The sequence below is a fragment of the Streptococcus sp. FSL E2-3488 genome (assembly GCF_038003585.1).
GTDB classification, from domain to species: Bacteria; Bacillota; Bacilli; order Lactobacillales; family Streptococcaceae; genus Streptococcus; species Streptococcus thermophilus.
This window is the reverse complement of the sequence record NZ_JBBOPL010000001.1, coordinates 1522275-1542963: the sequence shown is the minus strand read 5'-3', so window position 1 is coordinate 1542963 and position 20689 is coordinate 1522275. Positions and strand designations below refer to the sequence as shown.

The following is a 20689-nucleotide window of genomic DNA, read 5'->3' as shown; positions in this document are numbered from 1 at the left end:
TTGTTTTATGTTTAAAAAATTATTGATTGCCAATCGTGGTGAAATTGCAGTGCGTATTATCCGTGCAGCGCGTGAATTGGGTATCCAAACGGTCGCTATCTATTCTGAGGCGGATAAGGATTCTCTCCATACTATGCTTGCTGATGAAGCTATCTGTATTGGTCCGGCAAAATCAACTGATTCTTATTTGAATATGAACCGTGTCTTGTCAGCAGCTATTGTAACTGAGGCTCAAGCTATTCATCCAGGGTTTGGTTTCTTGAGTGAAAACTCTAAATTTGCTACTCTCTGTGAGGAAATGAACATCAAGTTTATTGGTCCTTCAGGTGAGATTATGGACAAAATGGGTGATAAAATCAATGCTCGCGCTGAAATGATTAGGGCTAATGTCCCTGTAATCCCTGGTTCAGATGGTGAAGTCTTTACGGCTGAAGAGGCTTTAGAAGTTGCCAATCGTCTAGGTTACCCAGTGATGCTTAAGGCTTCTGCAGGTGGTGGCGGTAAAGGAATTCGTAAGGTCAACACTAAAGAAGAGTTGGCTCCTGCCTTCGAATCTGCGTCACAGGAAGCTAAAGTATCCTTTGGTAATGGGGCAATGTATATTGAGAAAGTTATTTACCCAGCTCGTCATATTGAGGTTCAAATTTTGGGAGATAGCTATGGTAATATTGTTCACCTAGGTGAGCGTGACTGTTCTCTTCAACGTAATAACCAAAAGGTCTTGGAAGAATCACCTTCTGTTGCCATTGGTAAGACACTTCGTCATGAAATTGGGTCTGCGGCTGTCCGTGCTGCTAAGGCTGTTAATTATGAAAATGCGGGTACTATCGAGTTTCTTCTTGATGAAAAATCAGGTCAGTTTTACTTTATGGAAATGAATACTCGTGTTCAAGTTGAGCACCCAGTTACTGAATTTGTAAGTGGTGTGGATATTGTTAAAGAACAAATCCGTATTGCTGCAGGTGAAAAATTATCTGTGTCTCAAGATGATATTGAAATCAAGGGACATGCCATTGAGTGTCGTATCAATGCGGAAAATCCTAAGTTCAACTTTGCACCAAGCCCAGGGAAAATTAGCAATCTCTACCTACCTAGTGGTGGTGTTGGTCTTCGTGTGGACAGTGCTGTCTATCCAGGCTATACCATTCCACCTTACTATGATTCAATGATTGCAAAAATCATTGTTCATGGAGAAAATCGATTTGAGGCACTCATGAAGATGCAACGTGCTCTTTACGAGCTTGAAATCGATGGAGTTGTGACAAATGCTGACTTCCAGTTAGATTTGATTTCAGACCGTAGCGTTATCGCTGGAGATTATGACACATCATTCTTGATGGAAACTTTCCTACCAGAATATCAGAATCGTGAGGAATAGGGTTTATGGGATTATTTGATCGAAAAGAAAAGTATATCCGTATCAATCCTAACCGTTATGTACGTAATGGGGTTGATCACCATGTGCCAGAAGTACCAGATGATCTTTTTGCCAAATGTCCTGGCTGTAAGCAAGCTATTTATCAAAAGGACTTGGGACAAGCTAAAATTTGTCCAAACTGTTCTTATGCCTTCCGTATTTCCGCAAAAGAACGTCTTGATTTAACGGTTGACGAGGGATCTTTCCAAGAATTATTTACAGGTATTAAAACTGAAAATCCATTAAATTTCCCAGGTTATATGGAGAAGCTAGCTGCCACCAAGGAAAAAACAGGTCTTGATGAAGCAGTTGTGACGGGTGTTGCAACTATAAAGGGACAAAAAACAGCCTTGGCTATCATGGATTCCAACTTTATCATGGCTTCAATGGGAACCGTTGTTGGTGAAAAAATCACAAAACTCTTTGAGTATGCGATTTTGGAAAAACTTCCAGTAGTTATTTTTACAGCTTCTGGTGGTGCCCGTATGCAAGAGGGAATCATGAGTTTGATGCAAATGGCTAAGATATCAGCAGCAGTAAAACGTCATTCAAACGCTGGCTTGCTGTACTTGACTGTCTTGACAGATCCAACCACTGGCGGGGTTACAGCAAGTTTTGCCATGCAAGGCGATATCATCTTGGCTGAGCCACAAACTTTGATTGGCTTTGCAGGTCGTCGTGTCATTGAAAATACAGTTCGTGAAACTTTGCCAGATGATTTCCAAAAGGCCGAGTTCCTTCAGGAACATGGTTTTGTTGATGCCATTGTCAAACGTACAGAGTTGGCTGATACTATTGCCACGCTCTTATCATTCCATGGAGGTGTTCAATGAGCGACGTAGCACGTATTTTAAAAGAAGCACGTGATCAAGGCCGTTTAACGGCTTTGGACTTTGCTAAAGAAATCTTTGATGATTTCATCGAACTTCATGGTGACCGTAATTTCCGTGATGATGGTGCCGTTATCGGTGGTATTGGTCGCTTAAATGGCCAAGCCGTTACAGTAGTGGGTATCCAAAAAGGTAAAAACCTACAAGATAATCTCAATCGTAACTTTGGTCAACCTCATCCGGAGGGTTATCGTAAGGCTCTTCGCCTTATGAAACAGGCTGAAAAGTTTGGTCGTCCAGTTGTTACCTTTATCAATACTGCAGGTGCTTATCCTGGTGTCGGAGCAGAGGAACGTGGACAGGGTGAGGCTATTGCTCGTAACCTTATGGAAATGAGCGATCTTAAGGTGCCAATTATTGCCATTATCATTGGTGAAGGTGGTTCGGGAGGAGCTCTTGCCTTGGCAGTAGCCGATAAGGTTTGGATGCTTGAAAATACCATCTATTCTATCTTGAGTCCTGAAGGATTTGCAACTATCCTCTGGAAAGACGGCTCACGTTCAGAAGAGGCGGCAGAGTTGATGAAGATTACATCAGGCGAGTTGCTTAACATGGGAATCGTTGATAAGGTTATCCCAGAGCGTGGCTATTTTACTAGGGAAATTATTGAAGCGATTAAGACAGCCATCGTAGACGAGTTGGCAGAATTAAGCCAATTATCAACAGAAGACTTACTTGAAGCGCGTTATCAACGTTTTAGAAAATATTAAAAAACATTGGGAATTATATCCCAATGTTTTTTAGACGGTATGACGTTCGAAGGCTTGGTCTGAGATGCCTTGTTCAAGGATAAGTTTAGCCCATTCCTTAGCTGAATGAAGGCTGTGATCCTTATAGTTACCACAAGATTCAATAGTAGTTCCTGGAACATCTTCCCAAGTAATTTCGTTTGCAATAGCTTCAAGACTAGATTTGATAACTTTGGCAATTTCCGTAGGATCTTGTTTTCCCCACATGATCATATGGAAACCTGTACGGCAACCAAATGGTGAGCAATCAATAAGGCCATCGATACGTTGACGGATCAGTTTAGCGAGTAGGTGTTCGATAGTATGAAGACCACCTGTATCAATACTATTTTCATTAGGTTGAATCAAACGGATATCAAAGTTTGTGATGATATCTCCTTTAGGTCCAACTTCCTCTGAAATAAGACGGACATAAGGTGCTTTTACAATGGTGTGATCAAGTTCAAAACTTTCAACAGTAACGTCTTTTGGCATGGTAATACCTCCCTATTCTATAGAGTTATGATACCACAAAATCAGTTTAAAGTTCTAGTATTTATTTGAGAAAAAGCTATAAATATGATAAACTAGAAGCGGTTTTCTTTAGGGAAACCTTAGAAAAGTTGAGGTGAAGACATGATAAACATGATAATTTTAGTTGTCTTTGCACTCATTGGTTTAGTCGTTGGATGTTTAGCAATTTCTATCAAACTTAGCAAAGCTAAGGAACAAGCAGAAACTATCTTGCTAAAGGCAGAACAAGACGCTGTGAATCTTCGTAGTCAGGCAGAACATGATGCAGATTATCTACGTGTAACTGCTGAACGCGAAAGTAAGGCTCAACGTAAAGAGCTCTTGTTAGAGGCAAAAGAGAAAGCTAGAAAATATCGAGAAGATATTGAAGAAGAATTCAAATCTGAACGTCAAGAGCTTAAACAAATGGAGAATCGTTTAACAGAACGTGCAACCAGCCTTGATCGTAAGGATGAAAATCTATCAAGTAAAGAACTCGCCCTCGAGAAAAAAGAGCAGAGTCTTGCTGACAAATCTAAACATCTTAATGAGCGTGAAGAGAATGTGACTCAGTTGGAGGCTGAGAAGCAAGCTGAACTTGAACGTATTGGTCAAATGACCATTGCAGAGGCGCGTGAGGTAATCTTAACAGAGACTGAAAATAATCTTACTCATGAGATTGCAACACGTATCAAAGATGCAGAAGCACAGATCATAGATACTGTTGATAAGAAGGCCAAAAACTTGTTGGCGCAAGCTATGCAACGTTTGTCTGGGGATTATGTTACTGAACAAACCGTAACCACTGTTCACCTCCCAGATGATAATATGAAAGGTCGTATCATTGGCCGTGAGGGGCGTAACATTCGTACCCTTGAAAGCTTAACAGGTATTGATGTTATCATCGATGATACTCCAGAAGTGGTTGTTCTTTCTGGTTTTGATCCAGTCCGTCGTGAGATTGCTCGCATGACTCTCGAAGCCTTGATTAAGGATGGACGTATCCATCCAGCTCGTATTGAGGAGTTGGTTGAGAAAAGTCGTAAGGAAATGGATAACCGTATCCGCGAATATGGTGAAGAGGCAGCTTACGAAATTGGGGCTATGAATCTCCACCCTGACCTAATCAAGATTATGGGACGATTGCAGTTCCGTACTTCATATGGTCAAAACGTACTTCGTCACTCAGTTGAAGTTGGTAAACTAGCAGGTATTATGGCCAGTGAATTGGGTGAGAATGTGGCTCTAGCTCGTCGTGCTGGTTTTCTTCATGATATGGGGAAAGCTATTGACAAAGAGGTCGAAGGTAGTCACGTTGAGATTGGTACTGAGTTTGCACGTAAGTATAAAGAGCATCCAGTCGTGGTTAATGCCATTGCCAGCCACCATGGAGATGTGGAACCTGAGAGTGTGATTGCAGTTATTGTAGCTGCAGCAGATGCTTTGAGTTCGGCTCGCCCAGGAGCTCGTAATGAATCCGTTGAGAATTATGTCAAACGCCTTCGTGATTTGGAAGAGATTGCATCAAGCTTTGACGGTGTTCAAACAAGCTTCGCCCTTCAAGCTGGTCGTGAAATTCGTATTATGGTTCATCCAAATAAAATCTCAGATGATGAAGTTACGATCTTGTCTCACAAGATACGTGAACAAATTGAGAAAAACTTGGATTACCCAGGAAATATTAAGGTTACAGTCATTCGTGAATTCCGTGCGGTTGACTATGCCAAATAAGAGGCTCTTTGTCAACTGTAGAGGGTGGCAAAGTTAAGCTCTAGCGAGAACAAATGATGTTCTCGCTTTTTTGCTGTTCAAAGCGATGTAAATACGTTTTTTAAAGTTGTTAGAGTTGTTTTAAATGAGTGATTGAGTTGAGGTAAAGCTTCCTGAATTAATCCAAAAAATTGTCGTGTTTAAAAATCTTGTCTAAACACTCTTTAGGTGTTAAGGTTTCCCTGAAAGTCCTCGAAGAAAAGGCGTCAGGTAATAGTTTTCGACTATCCTTTTGAATGAGTTTCCAGTAATATTTTAGAACACGATATTCAAGAGACTTCTTCTCAAATTATTTCATTATTTGAATGCGTGTCTGTTTTAGCGTTCTGTTCATATGTTGGACAATGTGAAAACGGTCAAGAACAATTTTAGCATTGGGAAAAATAGTTTTGATTAAAGGGATGTAATTACCAGACATATCCATAGTAACAATTTTCACCCCTTCTCGAGCTTCTTTAGAGTATTTGAAAAAGTGACTACGAATGGTTGTTTGTCGTCTGTTATCAAGAATAGTGATAATTTTCTTAGTCTCATAATCCTGAGCAATAAAGGCTAGCTTTCCCTTTTGATAAGAGAATTCATCCCAAGACAGTACTTCAGGTAAGGTAGAATGGTCATCTTTGAACTGAAATTGTTTAAGCTTACGATACACAGTTGAGGTCGAGATGGCAAGTTTTTCAGTGATGTGCGTCAAAGCTTCTCGATTAAGCAAGAGTTGAGCTGTTTTCTGCTTCACTAATTCAGAGATTTGACAGTTCTTCTGAACAAGGGAGGTCTCAGAAACCGTCACTTTATGGCAGTCTTTGCATTGAAATCTTCTCTTCTTCAAACGAATAAGACTAGGGAGTCCACCAATCTCAATAAAAGGAATCTTATAAGGCTTTTAAAAGTCGTATTTGATTTGTTTTCCTTGACAATGACAACACTTAGGAGGAGTGTAATCAAGTGTAGCTTGCACCTCAATATGTGTCTCGTGTTGAAAAACTTTAGTTAAAGTGATATTTTTGTCTTTAATTCCGATTAATTCTGTAGTATGATAGAGTTGTCTCATATGATTCTTTCTATTTATGGTTTCGTCGCTTTAAATTTTAAGTCAGATGGGACTTTTTGTATACTCAAAAGCTCCATAACTTCTTAGCAGGTTTTACCCACTACAGAAATTATAGAGCCAAATAAGATAAGAAAGCCGAAAGGCTTTTTTTATTTTGTAGTAAAAGTGAAAAAATTAGCCCTGTTAAAAATGTATGAACTTTCTTATCAAATTGCTTCATTTTGATAGGTTAGCGTTTTATAATGAAATATTTTGATTTTTTTTGAGGTTCTTTATTGACAGCTATTATAAATTTAGTATAATAGATTTTGTAAACGATTACAGAAGGAGAGATTATGCTAAAGTCTGAACGTAAGCAGATTATCTTGTCTCAGTTGAAACAAGATGGTTTTGTCACTTTGGAAAACCTGACAGTTTTATTAAGTGATACGTCTGAGTCGACAATTCGTCGTGACTTGGATGAGTTAGCGGCAGATGGCAAACTTAAACGTGTTCATGGTGGTGCTGAAAGTATTCATAGTCTAAAGGAAGAAATTGCCAATAGCCAAAAAGCTATCAGAAATGTTCAAGAAAAGGCTCAATTAGCTGGCTATGCTGCCGATTTGATTAAGGAAGGTGATGTCGTTTTTCTTGAGGCTAGTACAACGAATGAACTTTTGATTCCACATTTGAGCAATCGTCAGGTGACGGTTGTGACTAATTCTATCTATCATGCTGTTAAGCTGGTAGATCTCGGTATTAGTACTAGGATTATTGGTGGTAAGGTTAAACATTCAACAGATGCCTCTATTGGAAGTACAGCTCTGGAACAAATCAGACAACTGAATTTTGATTGTGCTTTCATTGGTGCTAATGGAGTTGATGCCAATTATTTCACAACGCCAGATATGGAAGAGGCAGTTATTAAACGAACAGTGATAGCTAATGCGCAAAAAGCCTATGTGCTAGCTGATGCCTCTAAACTTGGTCAGATTACCTATGCTAAGGTAGCCGAGGTTGAGAAAGTAACCATAATCACAAATGCTTCGGAAGAAGGGCTCCTTAAAGAATTAAAAGAGAAAACGAGGGTTATTGAAGTATGATTTATACTGTAACACTAAACCCATCAATCGACTTCATTGTTCGTATCGACAAGGTAGAGATTGGTGAAGTTAACCGTATGGAGAGTGATGATAAATTCGCTGGTGGTAAGGGTATTAATGTCAGCCGTATTCTACAACGTTTAGGAATTGACAATACTGCTACGGGCTTCATCGGTGGTTTTACAGGACGTTTTGTTACAGATAGTTTGGATGCTGAAGGTATTAAAACTAAGTTTGTAGCTGTCGACCAAGATACACGTATCAATGTTAAAATCAAGGCTGACCAAGAAACTGAAATTAACGGTACTGGACCTGTCATCAATGATTATCAGTTAGCTGAGCTTGAAGCTATCCTTTCAAGTGTAAGTGCTGACGATGTGGTTGTTTTTGCTGGATCTGCACCAAGCAATCTTGGAAACAAGGTCTATAACAAATTGATTCCACTGGTTCGTGAAACTGGGGCACAGGTGGTTTGTGACTTTGAAGGACAAACCTTGCTTGATTCATTGGTCTACCAACCGCTCTTGGTTAAGCCAAATAACCATGAACTTGAAGCCATTTTCAATGTTAAACTTAATGGTTTGGCTGATGTTGAAAAATATGCGCGTGAAATTCTTGCTAAGGGGGCGCAAAACGTTATTATTTCAATGGCAGGTGATGGAGCTCTGCTTGTCACACCAGAGGCTGCATACTTTGCCAAACCAATCAAGGGAAAAGTGAAGAACTCTGTTGGTGCAGGTGACTCAATGGTTGCTGGTTTCACTGGTGAATTTGTCAAATCAGGGGACCCAATTGAGGCTCTCAAGTGGGGGGTAGCATGTGGAACATCTACAGCTTTCTCAGATGATTTGGCGACAATTGAATTTATTAAAGAAACATATAATAAAGTAGAGGTAGAAAAACTATGAAAATTCAGGACTTACTGAACAAAAAAGTCATGTTGCTCGACCTTCAAGCAACTACAAAGGAAGCTGCTATTGATGAAATGATTAACAGCTTGGTTGATAATGGTGTCGTGACTGACTTTGATGTTTTCAAATCAGGCATTATGGCTCGTGAAGCACAAACATCAACTGGTTTGGGTGATGGAATTGCTATGCCACACAGTAAAAATGCTGCAGTAAAAGAAGCAACTGTACTTTTTGCTAAATCTAATAAAGGTGTGGATTACGAATCACTTGATGGTCAACCTACCGACCTCTTCTTTATGATTGCAGCTCCAGAGGGGGCAAATGACATTCACTTGGCTGCACTTGCTGAATTGTCAAAATACCTCATGCAAGATGGTTTTGCAGACCGCTTGCGTCAGGTAACATCTGCGGATGAAGTGATTGAAGCGTTTAATATTGGCGAAGAAGAAGCGCAAGCTGAGGAAGCTAAGAAAGCACAAGCTGTTAAAGAAGCAGCTTCAAGCGACAAACCACTTATTGTAGCAGTAACAGCTTGTACGACCGGTATTGCTCACACTTACATGGCTGAAGAATCATTGATTAAAACAGGTGAAAAAATGGGTGTCAATGTTCGTGTTGAAACTAACGGTGCCTCAGGCGTTGGAACACCATTGACCGCTGAAGAAATCAACAAGGCTGTTGGTGTTATCATTGCAGCGGACAAGGCAGTTGAAACAGCACGCTTTAATGGTAAGAAATTGATTTCTAAACCAGTTGCTGCAGCTATTCGTCAACCTCAAGAATTAATCCAAAACATCTTGGACGGTAAAGCTGAAGTTTTCCACGCTGAAAATGCCGGAGCTGCTCAAGAATCAACAGAGAAATTGAGCCTCGGTGGTGCCTTCTATAAACACTTAATGAGTGGGGTATCACAAATGCTTCCATTCGTTATCGGTGGTGGTATCATGATTGCGCTTGCCTTCTTGCTTGACCAAATCATGGGTGTTCCTAAAGATCAATTGTCACAACTTGGTTCTTACCACGAAATTGCTGCTCAATTCAAAGCAATTGGTGGCGCTGCCTTTGGCTTTATGCTTCCAGTGCTTGCAGGTTACATTGCTTACTCTATCGCTGAGAAACCAGGTTTGGTTTCAGGTTTCGTAGCTGGTGCTATCGCTTCAAGTGGTGCTGCCTTTGGTGGAGTTCCGTTTGCTGCAGGTGGTAAAGCAACCCTTTCACTTGCCGGTGTATCTTCAGGTTTCCTTGGAGCTCTTGTTGGTGGTTTCCTTGCAGGTGGTGTTATCCTTGTTCTTCGCAAACTCTTGGCAGGTATTCCACGTGCTCTGGAAGGAATCCGATCTATCTTGCTCTTACCACTTATTGGTGTATTTGCTACAGGTTTCTTGATGTTAGCAGTCAATATCCCAATGGCAGCAATTAATACTGGTCTTAATAACTTCTTGTCAAGCTTGTCAGGAAGCTCAGCAGTTCTCCTTGGTCTCCTTGTTGGAGGTATGATGGCAGTTGATATGGGTGGACCAGTCAACAAAGCAGCTTACGTCTTTGGTACAGGTACTCTCGCAGCAACAGTAACTTCAGGTGGTTCAGTTGTCATGGCAGCAGTTATGGCAGCTGGTATGGTTCCTCCATTGGCAGTCTTTGTAGCGACACTCTTGTTTAAAGATAAATTTACTGAAGAAGAACGCAACTCTGGTTTGACAAACATTGTTATGGGACTCTCATTCATCACTGAAGGTGCGATTCCATTTGGTGCAGCTGACCCAGCACGCGCTATCCCAAGCTTTATCGTCGGTTCAGCCCTTACAGGTGCTCTTGTAGGTATGGCAGGAATCAAATTGATGGCACCACACGGAGGTATCTTCGTTATTGCCCTCACATCAAATGCTCTTCTCTACCTTATCTTCATCTTGATTGGTGCTGTGGTATCAGGTATCCTCTTCGGATTCCTCCGCAAACCACTTGATAAATAAGATTTGACAGAACAATCTCGTTGTGACGGGATTGTTTTTTGTGTCGTAGCAGATTTTTGTCAGGGTACCTATTTTATGATAAAATTTAGGCAGAAATGGCTTATCTAGTAGCTAATACGCTGTATAAAGAAACATAAGAGGTAAAATATGGTGAAAGAATACGATTATATTGTCATTGGTGGTGGTTCTGGTGGTATTGCCAGTGCCAATCGTGCTGCTATGCATGGTGCTAAGGTTATTCTCTTTGAAGGGAAAGAGGTCGGTGGTACCTGTGTTAATGTAGGTTGTGTGCCTAAAAAGGTCATGTGGTATGGTGCTCAGGTTGCTGAAACCCTTCACCGTTATGCAGGCGAGTATGGTTTTGATGTGACGCTTAATAAATTTGATTTTGCAACGCTTAAGGCCAATCGTCAGGCTTATATCGACCGTATCCATGGTTCTTATGAGCGTGGTTTTGATAGCAATGGCGTTGAACGTGTATACGAGTATGCAAGATTTGTTGACCCTCATACGGTTGAAGTAGCGGGCGAGCTTTATACAGCACCACATATCCTAATTGCAACAGGTGGTCATCCCCTTTATCCAAATATTCCAGGCAGTGAATACGGAATTACCTCAGATGGTTTCTTTGAGCTAGATGAGGTGCCAAAACGTACAGCTGTTATTGGTGCTGGCTATATCGCAGTCGAAGTTGCCGGCGTTCTCAATGCTCTTGGCAGTGATACTCACCTATTTGTTCGTAAGGATCGCCCATTGCGTACCTTTGATAAAGACATTATCGATGTTTTAGTTGATGAGATGGCTAAGTCTGGCCCTACACTTCATATGCATGCTAATGCAACAGAGGTAGTGAAAAATGCAGACGATTCTCTGACTATTAGCTTTGACAATGAAGAAACTATTACAGTTGATTGCCTTATCTGGGCTGTCGGACGTGCAGCGAATACTTCTGGCTTTGGTCTTGAAAAGACAGGCGTTGAGTTGACTGAACGAGGTAACATTTATTCAGACGAGTTTGAAAACACATCTGTTCCTGGTATCTATGCTCTTGGAGATGTGACTGGTAAACTTGATTTGACTCCAGTTGCAGTGAAGGCTGGTCGACAATTGTCAGAGCGACTTTTCAATAATAAAGTTGATGCTAAGCTTGATTACACAGATGTAGCTACTGTGGTCTTTAGTCATCCGGCCATTGGTGCTATTGGGTTGACTGAGGAAAAGGCAATTGCTAAATATGGTGCAGAGAATATCAAGGTCTATAAATCTAGTTTCACTCCAATGTATACGGCTCTTGGGGATAATCGTCAGCTGTCAACCATGAAATTAGTAACGCTAGGTGAGGATGAAAAAATCATCGGTCTTCACGGTATTGGGTATGGTGTCGATGAGATGATTCAAGGATTCTCTGTGGCTATTAAGATGGGAGCAACTAAGGCTGATTTTGATAATACGGTTGCCATTCATCCAACCGGTTCAGAAGAGTTTGTAACAATGAGATAAATAGGTGAAGTCTGTCTACTTAAATGGATAGACTTTTTGTGGCTAAATGGTAACCTATATCTTTTGTGTCACTTTGGCTTGTCTTAACGAAAAAAGGCCTTTAGGCCTTTTTTTCGTTGATTAGGTAGTTCCTGACTTCTGAAATAAAGTAAAGGGATCCAGTGACGACAAATAAATTATCAGAATTTGCAGACTCAGATTGGGTTAACCAGTCTCTGTAGTCAGTTGAGCGTTCTAAGTGTTGAGGGTAATCATCCAAGGGCAGTGCCTCAAAGAAATTGAAGGAGGTTACTGTTATATGATAGTCTTTAAGCTCATCAAGTAAGTCAGTCAAAGGTTTTCGTCGAAGTCCTGCAAAGAGGATGTGAATTCGACGGTTGGCAAAGTTATCTTTTAATACCTGTTTTAGGCTGGCAATTCCTTGAGGATTATGGGCACCATCTAGGTAAATGTTGTTTCTAATCCACTCACTACGACCAGGCCAGTGTGTGTCACAAATACCATCTTGAATGCTTTGATTGGTAATCTTAGGAAATCTTTGAGTCAAGAGATGGGCAGCAGTGACAGCTAGGCCAGTATTATTTTCCTGATGTTTTCCTAGCATGGGGAGATTAAGATTTGGGCTCTCCCAATCACTATAAATAACTCGAAGAGTTTGATTGTCTGTGGAAAGAAGCTGGATTTCTCGATCAATGTTTGCTATAGGAGCCTGAAGTTCCTGGGATTTTTGTTTGAAGAGATGTGAAACTTCTTCAGAAACGCGACCGAGTAATATAGGAGTGTTTTCTCGCATGACGCCCGCTTTATGTCTAGCAATATCTATTAGGCTATCGCCCAAAGTTTCAGTGTGATCAAAGCTAATTGAAGTGCAGATGACAAGCTCCGGCGAAAGCACATTGGTTGAATCAAGCTGTCCCCCAATCCCTGCTTCAATGATAGCAATATCAACCTGTTTAAGGTCGAAGTAGAGAAACATGAGTAAGGTGACCAATTCGAATTCCGTTGGTCGACCCAAATCAGTGTTATTTTCTAAATCATTGAGAAGAACTCGAGCTTTCTCAACAATGTTAATCAGATCCTTGTCTGGAATCTCTGTGCCGTTGATACTAATACGTTCGTTAAAGCGAGTAATATAAGGGGAGGTAAAGGTCCCGACCTGATAGCCTGATTTTGTTAGGATATTTTGTAGGTAGCTAGTCGTTGAGCCTTTACCATTGGTTCCGACAATATGGACTGTTGGATAGTGCATTTGAGGATTTCCAGCTTGTTTCAGGAGCCAGCGCATACGTTTAAGTTTGGGGCGACGTCCATTGCCTTTGAAGGAGTGGATGAAATTTAGAGTTTCTGTATAGTTCATAGGATTATAGAAAAAAGTCAGGGGTTTCCTAACCTTTTCTTTGTTTTAGTTGGAAACAGCGCCACCAGTTGTGGCGTCACCAGTTGTCGTATTGCCAGTTGTATTTCCACCAGTTGTATTGTCTGCAGTGGCTGCGGATGAAGAAGTAGTTGTATTTCCACCAGTTGTTTTGTCTGCAGTGGCTACGGATGAAGAAGTAGTTGTATTTCCACCAGTTGTTGTATCTGCTGATGAAGAATAGGTGTTATTACCAGCTTGGCTGCTTGTCTCTGTTTCTGAGTCAGTTGCATTGCCATGGCTAGATGAGGCGACATTTGATTCTTGGGTCTTATTGTTGCCTTCTTTAATGACCACAGTTGACTGATTGGATGATGAATCAGAAGTGTCCTTTTTTTTAGATGATGTGAAATTCATAATAGTGATGGAAGCGACAATGATTGACAAGATTGTCCCGATAACAGTGAGTACTTTTTGGAAGACAGTGAAGCCTTTTGTAACGTGTTTGGTCACCTTTGGTGCAGATTTTTTTTCTTCTTTTGATGAATGGTTACGACGTGAGTAATTTTCAGACATGATTCTCTCCTTAAAAATATTTCGTACTCTCTATTATATGATTTTCTCTCAAAAAATGCTAAAAAAATTATGCTATAATAGGGAGTAACTATTATTTGAGGAAAAAACATGATTTATTTTGATAATTCAGCCACAACCATGCCCTATCCAGAGGCACTTAGAACCTATCAGGAAGTGTCCACGAAAATTTTTGGGAATCCATCCAGTTTACACCAATTAGGAACATCTGCGACACGTATTTTGGAGGCTTCTCGTAAGCAAGTTGCGGACCTCATTGGAAAATCAGCCGATGAGATTTTCTTTACGTCTGGTGGAACCGAAGGAGACAATTGGGTTATCAAGGGTGTGGCCTTCGAAAAAGAGCCTTATGGCAAACATATCATCGTTTCCGATATTGAACACCCTGCGGTAAAAGAATCTGCTAAATGGCTTTCAGAGCATGGTTTTGAAGTGTCCTATATACCCGTTAATGCACAAGGTTTCGTAGATGTGGAAGCTCTTGCTGGACTATTACGCCCTGACACTATCTTGGTTTCGGTTATGGCCGTTAATAACGAAATCGGCTCAATCCAACCCATCCAAGAAATTTCAGCTCTTCTAGCTAATGAGCCTACCATATCTTTCCATGTGGATGCAGTTCAGGCTATTGGGAAGATTCCTGTATCAGCTTATTTAACAGACCGTGTTGACTTTGCAACTTTTTCTGGTCATAAGTTTCATGCCGTTCGAGGTGTCGGTTTTGTCTACAAGAAAGCTGGCAAAAAGATTACGCCGTTCTTAACAGGTGGTGGTCAAGAAAAAGACCTTCGTTCAACGACTGAAAATGTAGCAGGAATTGCGAGTATGGCTAAGGCCTTGCGCTTAGTCACTGATAAAGAGGAATTTTCTCTTCCCAAAATTGCTAAGATGAAAAAGATTATCTTTGATGAATTGGCTAAGTATGAGGACATTACTATTTTCTCAGGCGAGGGTGAAGACTTTGCTCCTAATATTTTGACCTTTGGAATTAAGGGAGTTCGTGGTGAGGTGGTTGTCCATGCTTTTGAAGAGCATCAAATCTATATTTCAACGACCTCGGCATGTTCATCCAAGGCAGGTAAGCCAGCGGGGACCCTCATTTCTATGGGTATTCCAACCAAGTTAGCCCAAACGGCTGTTCGTATTAGTCTTGATGATGATAATGATATGGGACAAGTAGAACAGTTTCTCACGATTTTCAAGCAGGTCTATGCTAAGACGCAAAAAGTAAGATAGCAAGATTTAATCGATAAAAAAAGAAAACTAAATTCAAGTATAAAAGGAAAAGGAATGGCATTAACGTATTCAGAAATTATGGTTCGCTACGGTGAATTGTCAACTAAGGGCAAAAACCGTATGCGTTTTATCAATAAACTTAGAAATAACATCAAAGATGTGTTATCTATCTATCCAGAAGTTAAAGTGACTTTTGATCGAGACCGTGGACACATCTATCTCAATGGCACAGACTACGAACCAGTCGCAGAGTCTTTGAAGCAGATTTTCGGGATTCAGGCCTTTAGCCCTGTTTACAAATTTGAAAAAGATGTCGAAGTATTGAAAAAAGCTGTTCAAGACATTATGACTGGCCTCTATCGTGACGGCCTTACCTTTAAGGTGACTGCCAAACGTAGTGATCACGACTTTGTTTTAGATAGTCGCGAGCTCAACCTTACTTTAGGAAATGCTGTAATTGATGCATTTCCTGACATTAAGGCACAGATGAAGGGGCCAGATGTTAATCTGAAGGTAGAAATTCGTTCTGAGGCTGCTTATATTTCTCATGAAGAAATTAAGGGAGCAGGTGGATTACCTGTAGGGACTGCTGGTAAAGGAATGCTCATGCTTTCAGGTGGGATTGATTCGCCTGTTGCAGGTTATTTAGCCCTTAAACGTGGTGTGGATATCGAGGCTGTTCACTTTGCAAGCCCACCTTATACAAGTCCAGGTGCACTTAAAAAGGCTCAAGATTTGACCCGTAAGTTGACCAAGTTTGGTGGTAATATTCAGTTCATAGAAGTACCATTTACTGAGATTCAAGAGGAAATCAAAGAAAAAGCACCAGAGGCTTATTTGATGACCCTGACACGTCGCTTTATGATGCGTATTACAGACCGAATTCGTGAAGAACGCTGTGGTCTCGTGATCATCAATGGTGAGAGTCTTGGACAGGTTGCCAGTCAGACTATGGAGTCTATGCAGGCTATCAATGCTGTAACCTGCACGCCCGTGATTCGCCCAGTTGTTACTATGGACAAGTTGGAAATCATTGATTTGGCACAAAAAATCGACACATTTGATATCTCCATCCAACCTTTTGAGGATTGCTGTACCATTTTTGCACCTGACCGTCCAAAAACTAATCCAAAAATCAAGAACGTTGAACGATATGAAGGTCGTATGGATGTTGAAGGCTTAGTTGAACGTGCGGTTGCAGGAATCATGGTGACTGAAATCACACCTATTGAAGAAGCGCAAGACGAAGTGGATACACTTATTGAAGACTTACTTTAGTCTAAGAGTATATAGAGACAGTTTGTTATCGCCCAGGTATCATTAGAGTTAGCTGTATCGAAAAAGAAATGTCGATGTTGAACTTTTACCTAGAAAGGAAACTGCATGACTGTTTATAACATCAATTTAGGAATCGGTTGGGCATCAAGTGGTGTTGAGTATGCCCAGGCCTACCGTTCTACAATTTTCAAAAACACAGGTATTAAGGCTAAGTTTGTCTTTATGGATATGTTCTTGCAGGACAATCTTTCTGATTTGGCCCGTAACATGGGATTTTCAGATGAAGATATCATCTGGCTTTACAGCTATTTTACAGACCTTAAGATTGCCCCAACGACCTATACTGTCAAGGATTTGGAAAAGGAAATTCCTTATGACATTACGCGTCGTGAGATTAATGGCAAAGTGGTTAAACTCTTTTGTACCAAGGAAGATATTTTTTACGCCGCTTATTTGCGTAAAGAGGGTGAAGATATTGTCCATCGTGTGGAAAAAGTATCGCGTGGCTGCCTAATTCGTAAAGACTTTTATTCATATACTAAGATGTTTACAGAGTACTACACACCGGTAGATAATAAGGCTCACCTCTATCAACGCCGTTTCTTCAATGAAGATGGCAGTATTGCTTACGATGAGATTGTTGATGGTAAGGATAGTGTCTTCCGTTTCCCAGATAAGATTTTGTCTTCCAAGCAGGAGTTTATTGCCTACTTTATGTCTCAACTAGGTCTAACCGATCAAGACATTGTCATTTTGGACCGTGCAACTGGTACAGGACAGGCTGTTTTCCGTAATACTAAACCAGCTAAGCTTGGAGTTGTTGTCCATGCAGAGCACTTTAGTGAAAATGCTGTGACAGACAAGACTATTCTTTGGAATAACTTCTATGAGTACCAATTCAGCAATGCAGATAAGGTTGATTTCTTCATCACAGCGACAGAGTGTCAACGTAGCATTATGCTAGATCAGTTCAACAAATATACACCATTTAAACCTCATATCGTAACGATTCCTGTGGGAAGTGTGGATAAACTGAGAGAGCCTGAAGGAGAGCGTAAACCATTCTCAATCATCACAGCTTCACGTTTGGCCAATGAAAAGCACGTGGATTGGCTGGTTAAGGCTGTTGTCAAGGCTAAAGAAAGTCTGCCACAAGTTAACTTTGATATCTTTGGTACAGGTGCTGAAGAAGCCAAGCTTAAGGCAATCATCGAGGAAAATCAAGCTCAGGATTACATCCATCTCAAGGGTCACCAGGATTTAATAGAAGTCTACAAGGATTACGAACTTTACCTATCAGGTTCTAAGAGTGAAGGTTTTGGCTTGACACTTCTAGAAGCTGTTGGTTCGGGCCTTGGTATGATTGGTTTTGATGTCCGTTATGGAAACCAAACGTTTATCAAGGATAATGAAAATGGTTACTTAATCCCTCGATTTGAAAAAGATGATGAGCCTGCTATTGTAGCAGCCTTGGCAGAGAAAATTGTAGCTTTCTTCAATCGTTCAGATTTAGATCATATTCATCAAGTCTCTTATGATATCGCTAAAGGCTTTTTGACAGAGGAAATCGAGCAGAAGTGGCTTAACTTAGTAAGGGAGATGACTGATCATGATTAATTTATTTGAATACTATAGTCAAGGTAGTTGGGATCTCCATTACTCGCTGATTGTCGCTGGCTATGTGAATACAACAGTTTGTCTTTCAGATAATGGCTTTCTACCTAGCGATGTGACCTCACCTTACCTTTTTTTCACAGGCTTTGATAAGGTTCAGGGTTCTGCACTTTACTTTAATCAAGTACCCGTGCCTGATTATTGGGAAATTTTAGGAACAAATAGCAACGCGGAAATCTTCCGTTTTGATAAGAAACGTGGCCATATTCACTATGCGCATCCTGCTCATCAGCGTCTAGTTAAAGCTGTGGATTGGTATGATGAGTCGGGTCGCTTGCGTGTGACTGATCACTACAATAACAAGGGGTATCGTTTCTCACAAACAACTTACAATATTAAGCAAGAAGCGACCATTACTAGTTATTTCACTCCAGACAACAAGGAAGTTATCGTCGTTAACCATTTGACCAAAGACGTTATCTTGAATTGGAAAGACAAGGTCTACATTTTCAAAAATAAATCAGAGTTTGTAGTCTTTTATCTTAAAGAAGCTGGTTATGATTTGCGGCGTATCCTTTATAACTCCTTATCAACACCTTTCTTGACAGCTATGAATCTTCCAAATACTGGTCAAGATGTCCTCTTCTGGCAAGAGCCTATTACTGACACTGTTCCTGGGAACATGCGTCTCCTTCTTGATAGCAATCACCGTCAAACTAAGATTGTTGTGCAAGAATACACAGCTTACACAAATCTTCTAAAACTGATTAGTTCCGAGCAGGCTTCTCGTGTGGCTTTCCTTGGCTTCATGTATCCATTTGCCCGTCAGAATAATTTCCAAAATCAAGCACTTATCTTGACTAACTCAGATCAGATTGAACACTTGGAAAGCATTGTTAGTGAAGTACCTACCATGCACTACCATATTGGGGCAATCACTGAAATGTCAAGCCGCCTGATGGATTTAGCTAAATATAGTAATGTTAGCCTTTATCCGAATATTACAACGGAGCAGGTTAAGCATCTCTATCAACAGGCTGATTTCTATTTGGATATTAACCACCAAAATGAAATCCTGTCGGCGACACGTGCTGCCTTTGAAAATAACTTGCTTATCCTAGCTTTTACGAACACAAGCCATGGTCCAGATTATACTGCACCAAGCAATATTTTCTCACCTATGAATGCTGGGCAATTTAAACAAACACTTAAAGAAGCCTTGGGGAACCGTGACTTTCTTAGTCATTTGCTTGATCGTCAACGTGAGCATGCTCATGTGGCGACACCAGAAGATTATAAGAAGGTTATTGGTTAGGGAAATGACACTAGAAGTTCGTAACATTTGTCCTCTGACACCAACATTCAGGAAGGTCGCTTCACTTTATGAAGCGGCTTTCCCTGTGGAGGAGAGACTCCCACTCCGGCAATTGTCTTGGAATAGTTTGAAAAATGGGCAATCATTCTTGGCTTATTTTGATCAGGAAGTTTTTATTGGTTTTACCTATGCAATCTGTACTAATAACCTGGTCTACCTACTCTTTCTTGCGGTTGAGGAAAGTAAACAGTCGCAGGGTTACGGTAGTCAAATTTTAGCACAAGTAGGGAAGAAGCAGAAAGACGACCATGTGTGCTTACGATTGAGCCTATGGATGAAGAGGATGCTTCTAACCGTACTCAACGACTAAAACGTCTGGCTTTTTATGAAAATAATGGCTATCAGTCTTTGAACCATTTCTATTTTGAAGGAACGGAGCGGTATCAGATTTTAATAACTGATAGGAGTCTTTCTTTAGATAAAATTGAGCAAGATTTGGCTAAGACTTTCCTAGGTAAGCATGGTGTAAGAGTGGACTAGATGGCGTATTAGGTGATTAAACTTAAATTGGCAGAATAAGGGTAATCAAAAAACTTTTTCTCTTGTCATTATCGGGGAAAAATGATAGAATTGTAACGTTGACTAAATGCACGTCCTGTGCAACCGCACGACTACTGTTTTTGTAAGTGGGTTCGTCCCCGCAGTACTAGGCGAGTCTTCACAGAGGGAAACCTCAGATATATTAAAAATTTTAATAGGAGGTGCATCATGAGCACATACGCAATCATCAAAACTGGTGGAAAACAAGTTAAAGTTGAAGTAGGTCAAGCAATCTACGTTGAAAAAATCAACGCTGAAGCTGGATCAGAAGTAACTTTTAACGAAGTTGTTCTTGTCGGTGGTGATAAAACTGTAGTAGGTACTCCAGTTGTTGAGGGAGCTACTGTTGTCGGAACTATCGAAAAACAAGGTAAACAAAAGAAAGTTGTCACTTTCAAATACAAACCTAAAAAAGGTAGCCACCGTAAACAAGGTCACCGTCAACCTTATACAAAAGTTGTTATCAACGCTATCAACGCGTAAGCTAACGACTAATCACTAAGAAAGGACACAAATCTTATGTTGAAAACTCTTGAAAACTTGCAACTTTTCGCCCACAAAAAAGGTGGGGGTTCTACTTCCAATGGTCGTGATTCACAAGCTAAACGTCTTGGAGCTAAAGCAGCTGATGGACAAACTGTATCAGGTGGATCAATCCTTTACCGTCAACGCGGTACACACATCTACCCAGGTGTAAACGTAGGCCGTGGTGGTGATGATACACTCTTCGCTAAAGTTGAAGGTGTTGTACGTTTCGAACGTAAAGGTCGCGACAAAAAACAAGTATCTGTATACCCAGTTGCTAAATAATTCAGCTAAAGTCTGCACTTTTGTGTAGGCTTTTCTTATTTATGAAAGGAAGATAC

The 20689-nt window shown here is 40.6% G+C and carries 19 protein-coding genes, 1 pseudogene and 1 other annotated feature; of the genes and pseudogenes, 16 read left to right on the top strand and 4 right to left on the bottom strand.

What is annotated here, in order from left to right; all coding sequences use genetic code 11:
* The first annotated feature begins 7 nt into the window (after nt 1–7).
* From MHH90_RS07885 to MHH90_RS07875, 3 genes are read left to right on the top strand one after another with little or no spacing between them, the layout of a single operon-like run.
* Nucleotides 8–1378: an acetyl-CoA carboxylase biotin carboxylase subunit gene (locus MHH90_RS07885; protein ID WP_002949788.1), complete on the top strand. Its 1371-nt coding sequence runs from the start codon at nt 8–10 to the stop codon at nt 1376–1378.
* Nucleotides 1379–1383: 5 nt separating this feature from the next.
* A complete protein-coding gene (gene accD, locus MHH90_RS07880) occupies nt 1384–2250 on the top strand; it encodes an acetyl-CoA carboxylase, carboxyltransferase subunit beta (RefSeq protein WP_002946040.1) in 867 nt (288 codons plus the stop codon).
* Nucleotides 2247–3017, top strand: a complete 771-nt coding sequence (locus MHH90_RS07875; protein ID WP_014608000.1) for an acetyl-CoA carboxylase carboxyl transferase subunit alpha — start codon at nt 2247–2249, stop codon at nt 3015–3017. The genes accD and MHH90_RS07875 overlap by 4 nt, the downstream gene beginning before the upstream one ends.
* Before the next feature lie 30 nt (nt 3018–3047).
* Here the strand turns inward: MHH90_RS07875 and MHH90_RS07870 are convergent, their stop codons facing one another.
* Nucleotides 3048–3530, bottom strand: a complete 483-nt coding sequence (locus MHH90_RS07870) for an S-ribosylhomocysteine lyase (protein WP_002885585.1) — start codon at nt 3528–3530, stop codon at nt 3048–3050.
* A gap of 141 nt (nt 3531–3671) precedes the next feature.
* On the opposite strand from MHH90_RS07870, the gene MHH90_RS07865 reads away from it, so the two are divergent.
* Complete coding sequence (locus tag MHH90_RS07865) at nt 3672–5279, top strand: ribonuclease Y (RefSeq protein ID WP_014621187.1); 1608 nt, start codon at nt 3672–3674, stop codon at nt 5277–5279.
* Nucleotides 5280–5312: 33 nt separating this feature from the next.
* Here the strand turns inward: MHH90_RS07865 and MHH90_RS07860 are convergent.
* A pseudogene (locus MHH90_RS07860) lies at nt 5313–6369 on the bottom strand (ISL3 family transposase).
* A 335-nt stretch (nt 6370–6704) separates the two neighbouring features.
* Between MHH90_RS07860 and MHH90_RS07855 the strand changes: the two are divergent.
* From MHH90_RS07855 to gorA, 4 genes are all read left to right on the top strand, one after another.
* On the top strand, nt 6705–7451 hold the full coding sequence (locus tag MHH90_RS07855) for a DeoR/GlpR family DNA-binding transcription regulator (RefSeq protein WP_014608012.1): 747 nt from the start codon (nt 6705–6707) through the stop codon (nt 7449–7451).
* Nucleotides 7448–8359 carry a 1-phosphofructokinase gene (gene pfkB, locus MHH90_RS07850; protein WP_014608013.1) on the top strand — a complete coding sequence of 304 codons (912 nt, stop codon included), beginning with the start codon at nt 7448–7450 and terminating at the stop codon, nt 8357–8359. The genes MHH90_RS07855 and pfkB overlap by 4 nt, the downstream gene beginning before the upstream one ends.
* The gene (locus MHH90_RS07845) at nt 8356–10332 is read left to right on the top strand and encodes a PTS fructose transporter subunit IIABC (RefSeq protein ID WP_014608014.1); all 1977 of its coding nucleotides are present in this window, start codon (nt 8356–8358) and stop codon (nt 10330–10332) included. The genes pfkB and MHH90_RS07845 overlap by 4 nt, the downstream gene beginning before the upstream one ends.
* A gap of 147 nt (nt 10333–10479) precedes the next feature.
* Entirely contained in the window at nt 10480–11832 is a 1353-nt protein-coding gene (gene gorA, locus MHH90_RS07840) for a glutathione-disulfide reductase (RefSeq protein ID WP_014608015.1), read from the top strand.
* A 100-nt stretch (nt 11833–11932) separates the two neighbouring features.
* Here the strand turns inward: gorA and MHH90_RS07835 are convergent, their stop codons facing one another.
* Together MHH90_RS07835 and MHH90_RS07830 are read right to left on the bottom strand one after the other, a co-directional pair.
* Nucleotides 11933–13189, bottom strand: a complete 1257-nt coding sequence (locus MHH90_RS07835) for a bifunctional folylpolyglutamate synthase/dihydrofolate synthase (RefSeq protein ID WP_023909427.1) — start codon at nt 13187–13189, stop codon at nt 11933–11935.
* A gap of 45 nt (nt 13190–13234) precedes the next feature.
* A complete protein-coding gene (locus MHH90_RS07830) occupies nt 13235–13762 on the bottom strand; it encodes a DUF6556 family protein (protein WP_014608017.1) in 528 nt (175 codons plus the stop codon).
* 108 nt (nt 13763–13870) lie between these two features.
* On the opposite strand from MHH90_RS07830, the gene MHH90_RS07825 reads away from it, so the two are divergent.
* The 8 genes from MHH90_RS07825 to rpmA all read left to right on the top strand — a co-directional run bounded on the left by MHH90_RS07825 (nt 13871) and on the right by rpmA (nt 20633).
* The gene (locus MHH90_RS07825; protein ID WP_002949814.1) at nt 13871–15016 is read left to right on the top strand and encodes a cysteine desulfurase family protein; all 1146 of its coding nucleotides are present in this window, start codon (nt 13871–13873) and stop codon (nt 15014–15016) included.
* 54 nt (nt 15017–15070) lie between these two features.
* The gene (gene thiI / locus MHH90_RS07820) at nt 15071–16294 is read left to right on the top strand and encodes a tRNA uracil 4-sulfurtransferase ThiI (RefSeq protein ID WP_014608018.1); all 1224 of its coding nucleotides are present in this window, start codon (nt 15071–15073) and stop codon (nt 16292–16294) included.
* A gap of 105 nt (nt 16295–16399) precedes the next feature.
* Nucleotides 16400–17911 (top strand): accessory Sec system glycosyltransferase GtfA, encoded by a 1512-nt coding sequence (gene gtfA / locus MHH90_RS07815; RefSeq protein ID WP_014608019.1) that lies wholly within the window; start codon nt 16400–16402, stop codon nt 17909–17911.
* Nucleotides 17904–19223: an accessory Sec system glycosylation chaperone GtfB gene (gene gtfB, locus MHH90_RS07810; RefSeq protein ID WP_100262578.1), complete on the top strand. Its 1320-nt coding sequence runs from the start codon at nt 17904–17906 to the stop codon at nt 19221–19223. Before gtfA ends, gtfB begins: the two co-directional genes overlap by 8 nt.
* A 4-nt stretch (nt 19224–19227) precedes the next feature.
* Nucleotides 19228–19593, top strand: coding sequence for a GNAT family N-acetyltransferase (locus MHH90_RS07805; RefSeq protein ID WP_223899670.1), 366 nt, complete (start codon nt 19228–19230; stop codon nt 19591–19593).
* Entirely contained in the window at nt 19554–19763 is a 210-nt protein-coding gene (locus tag MHH90_RS10295; protein WP_217903060.1) for a hypothetical protein, read from the top strand. The genes MHH90_RS07805 and MHH90_RS10295 overlap by 40 nt, the downstream gene beginning before the upstream one ends.
* 111 nt (nt 19764–19874) lie before the next feature.
* Nucleotides 19875–19951 (top strand) — a sequence feature (ribosomal protein L21 leader region).
* Between the two features lie 40 nt (nt 19952–19991).
* Nucleotides 19992–20306, top strand: coding sequence for a 50S ribosomal protein L21 (gene rplU, locus MHH90_RS07800; RefSeq protein WP_002885597.1), 315 nt, complete (start codon nt 19992–19994; stop codon nt 20304–20306).
* 36 nt (nt 20307–20342) lie between these two features.
* Nucleotides 20343–20633, top strand: coding sequence for a 50S ribosomal protein L27 (gene rpmA / locus MHH90_RS07795; protein ID WP_002885483.1), 291 nt, complete (start codon nt 20343–20345; stop codon nt 20631–20633).
* Nucleotides 20634–20689 lie beyond the last annotated feature (56 nt).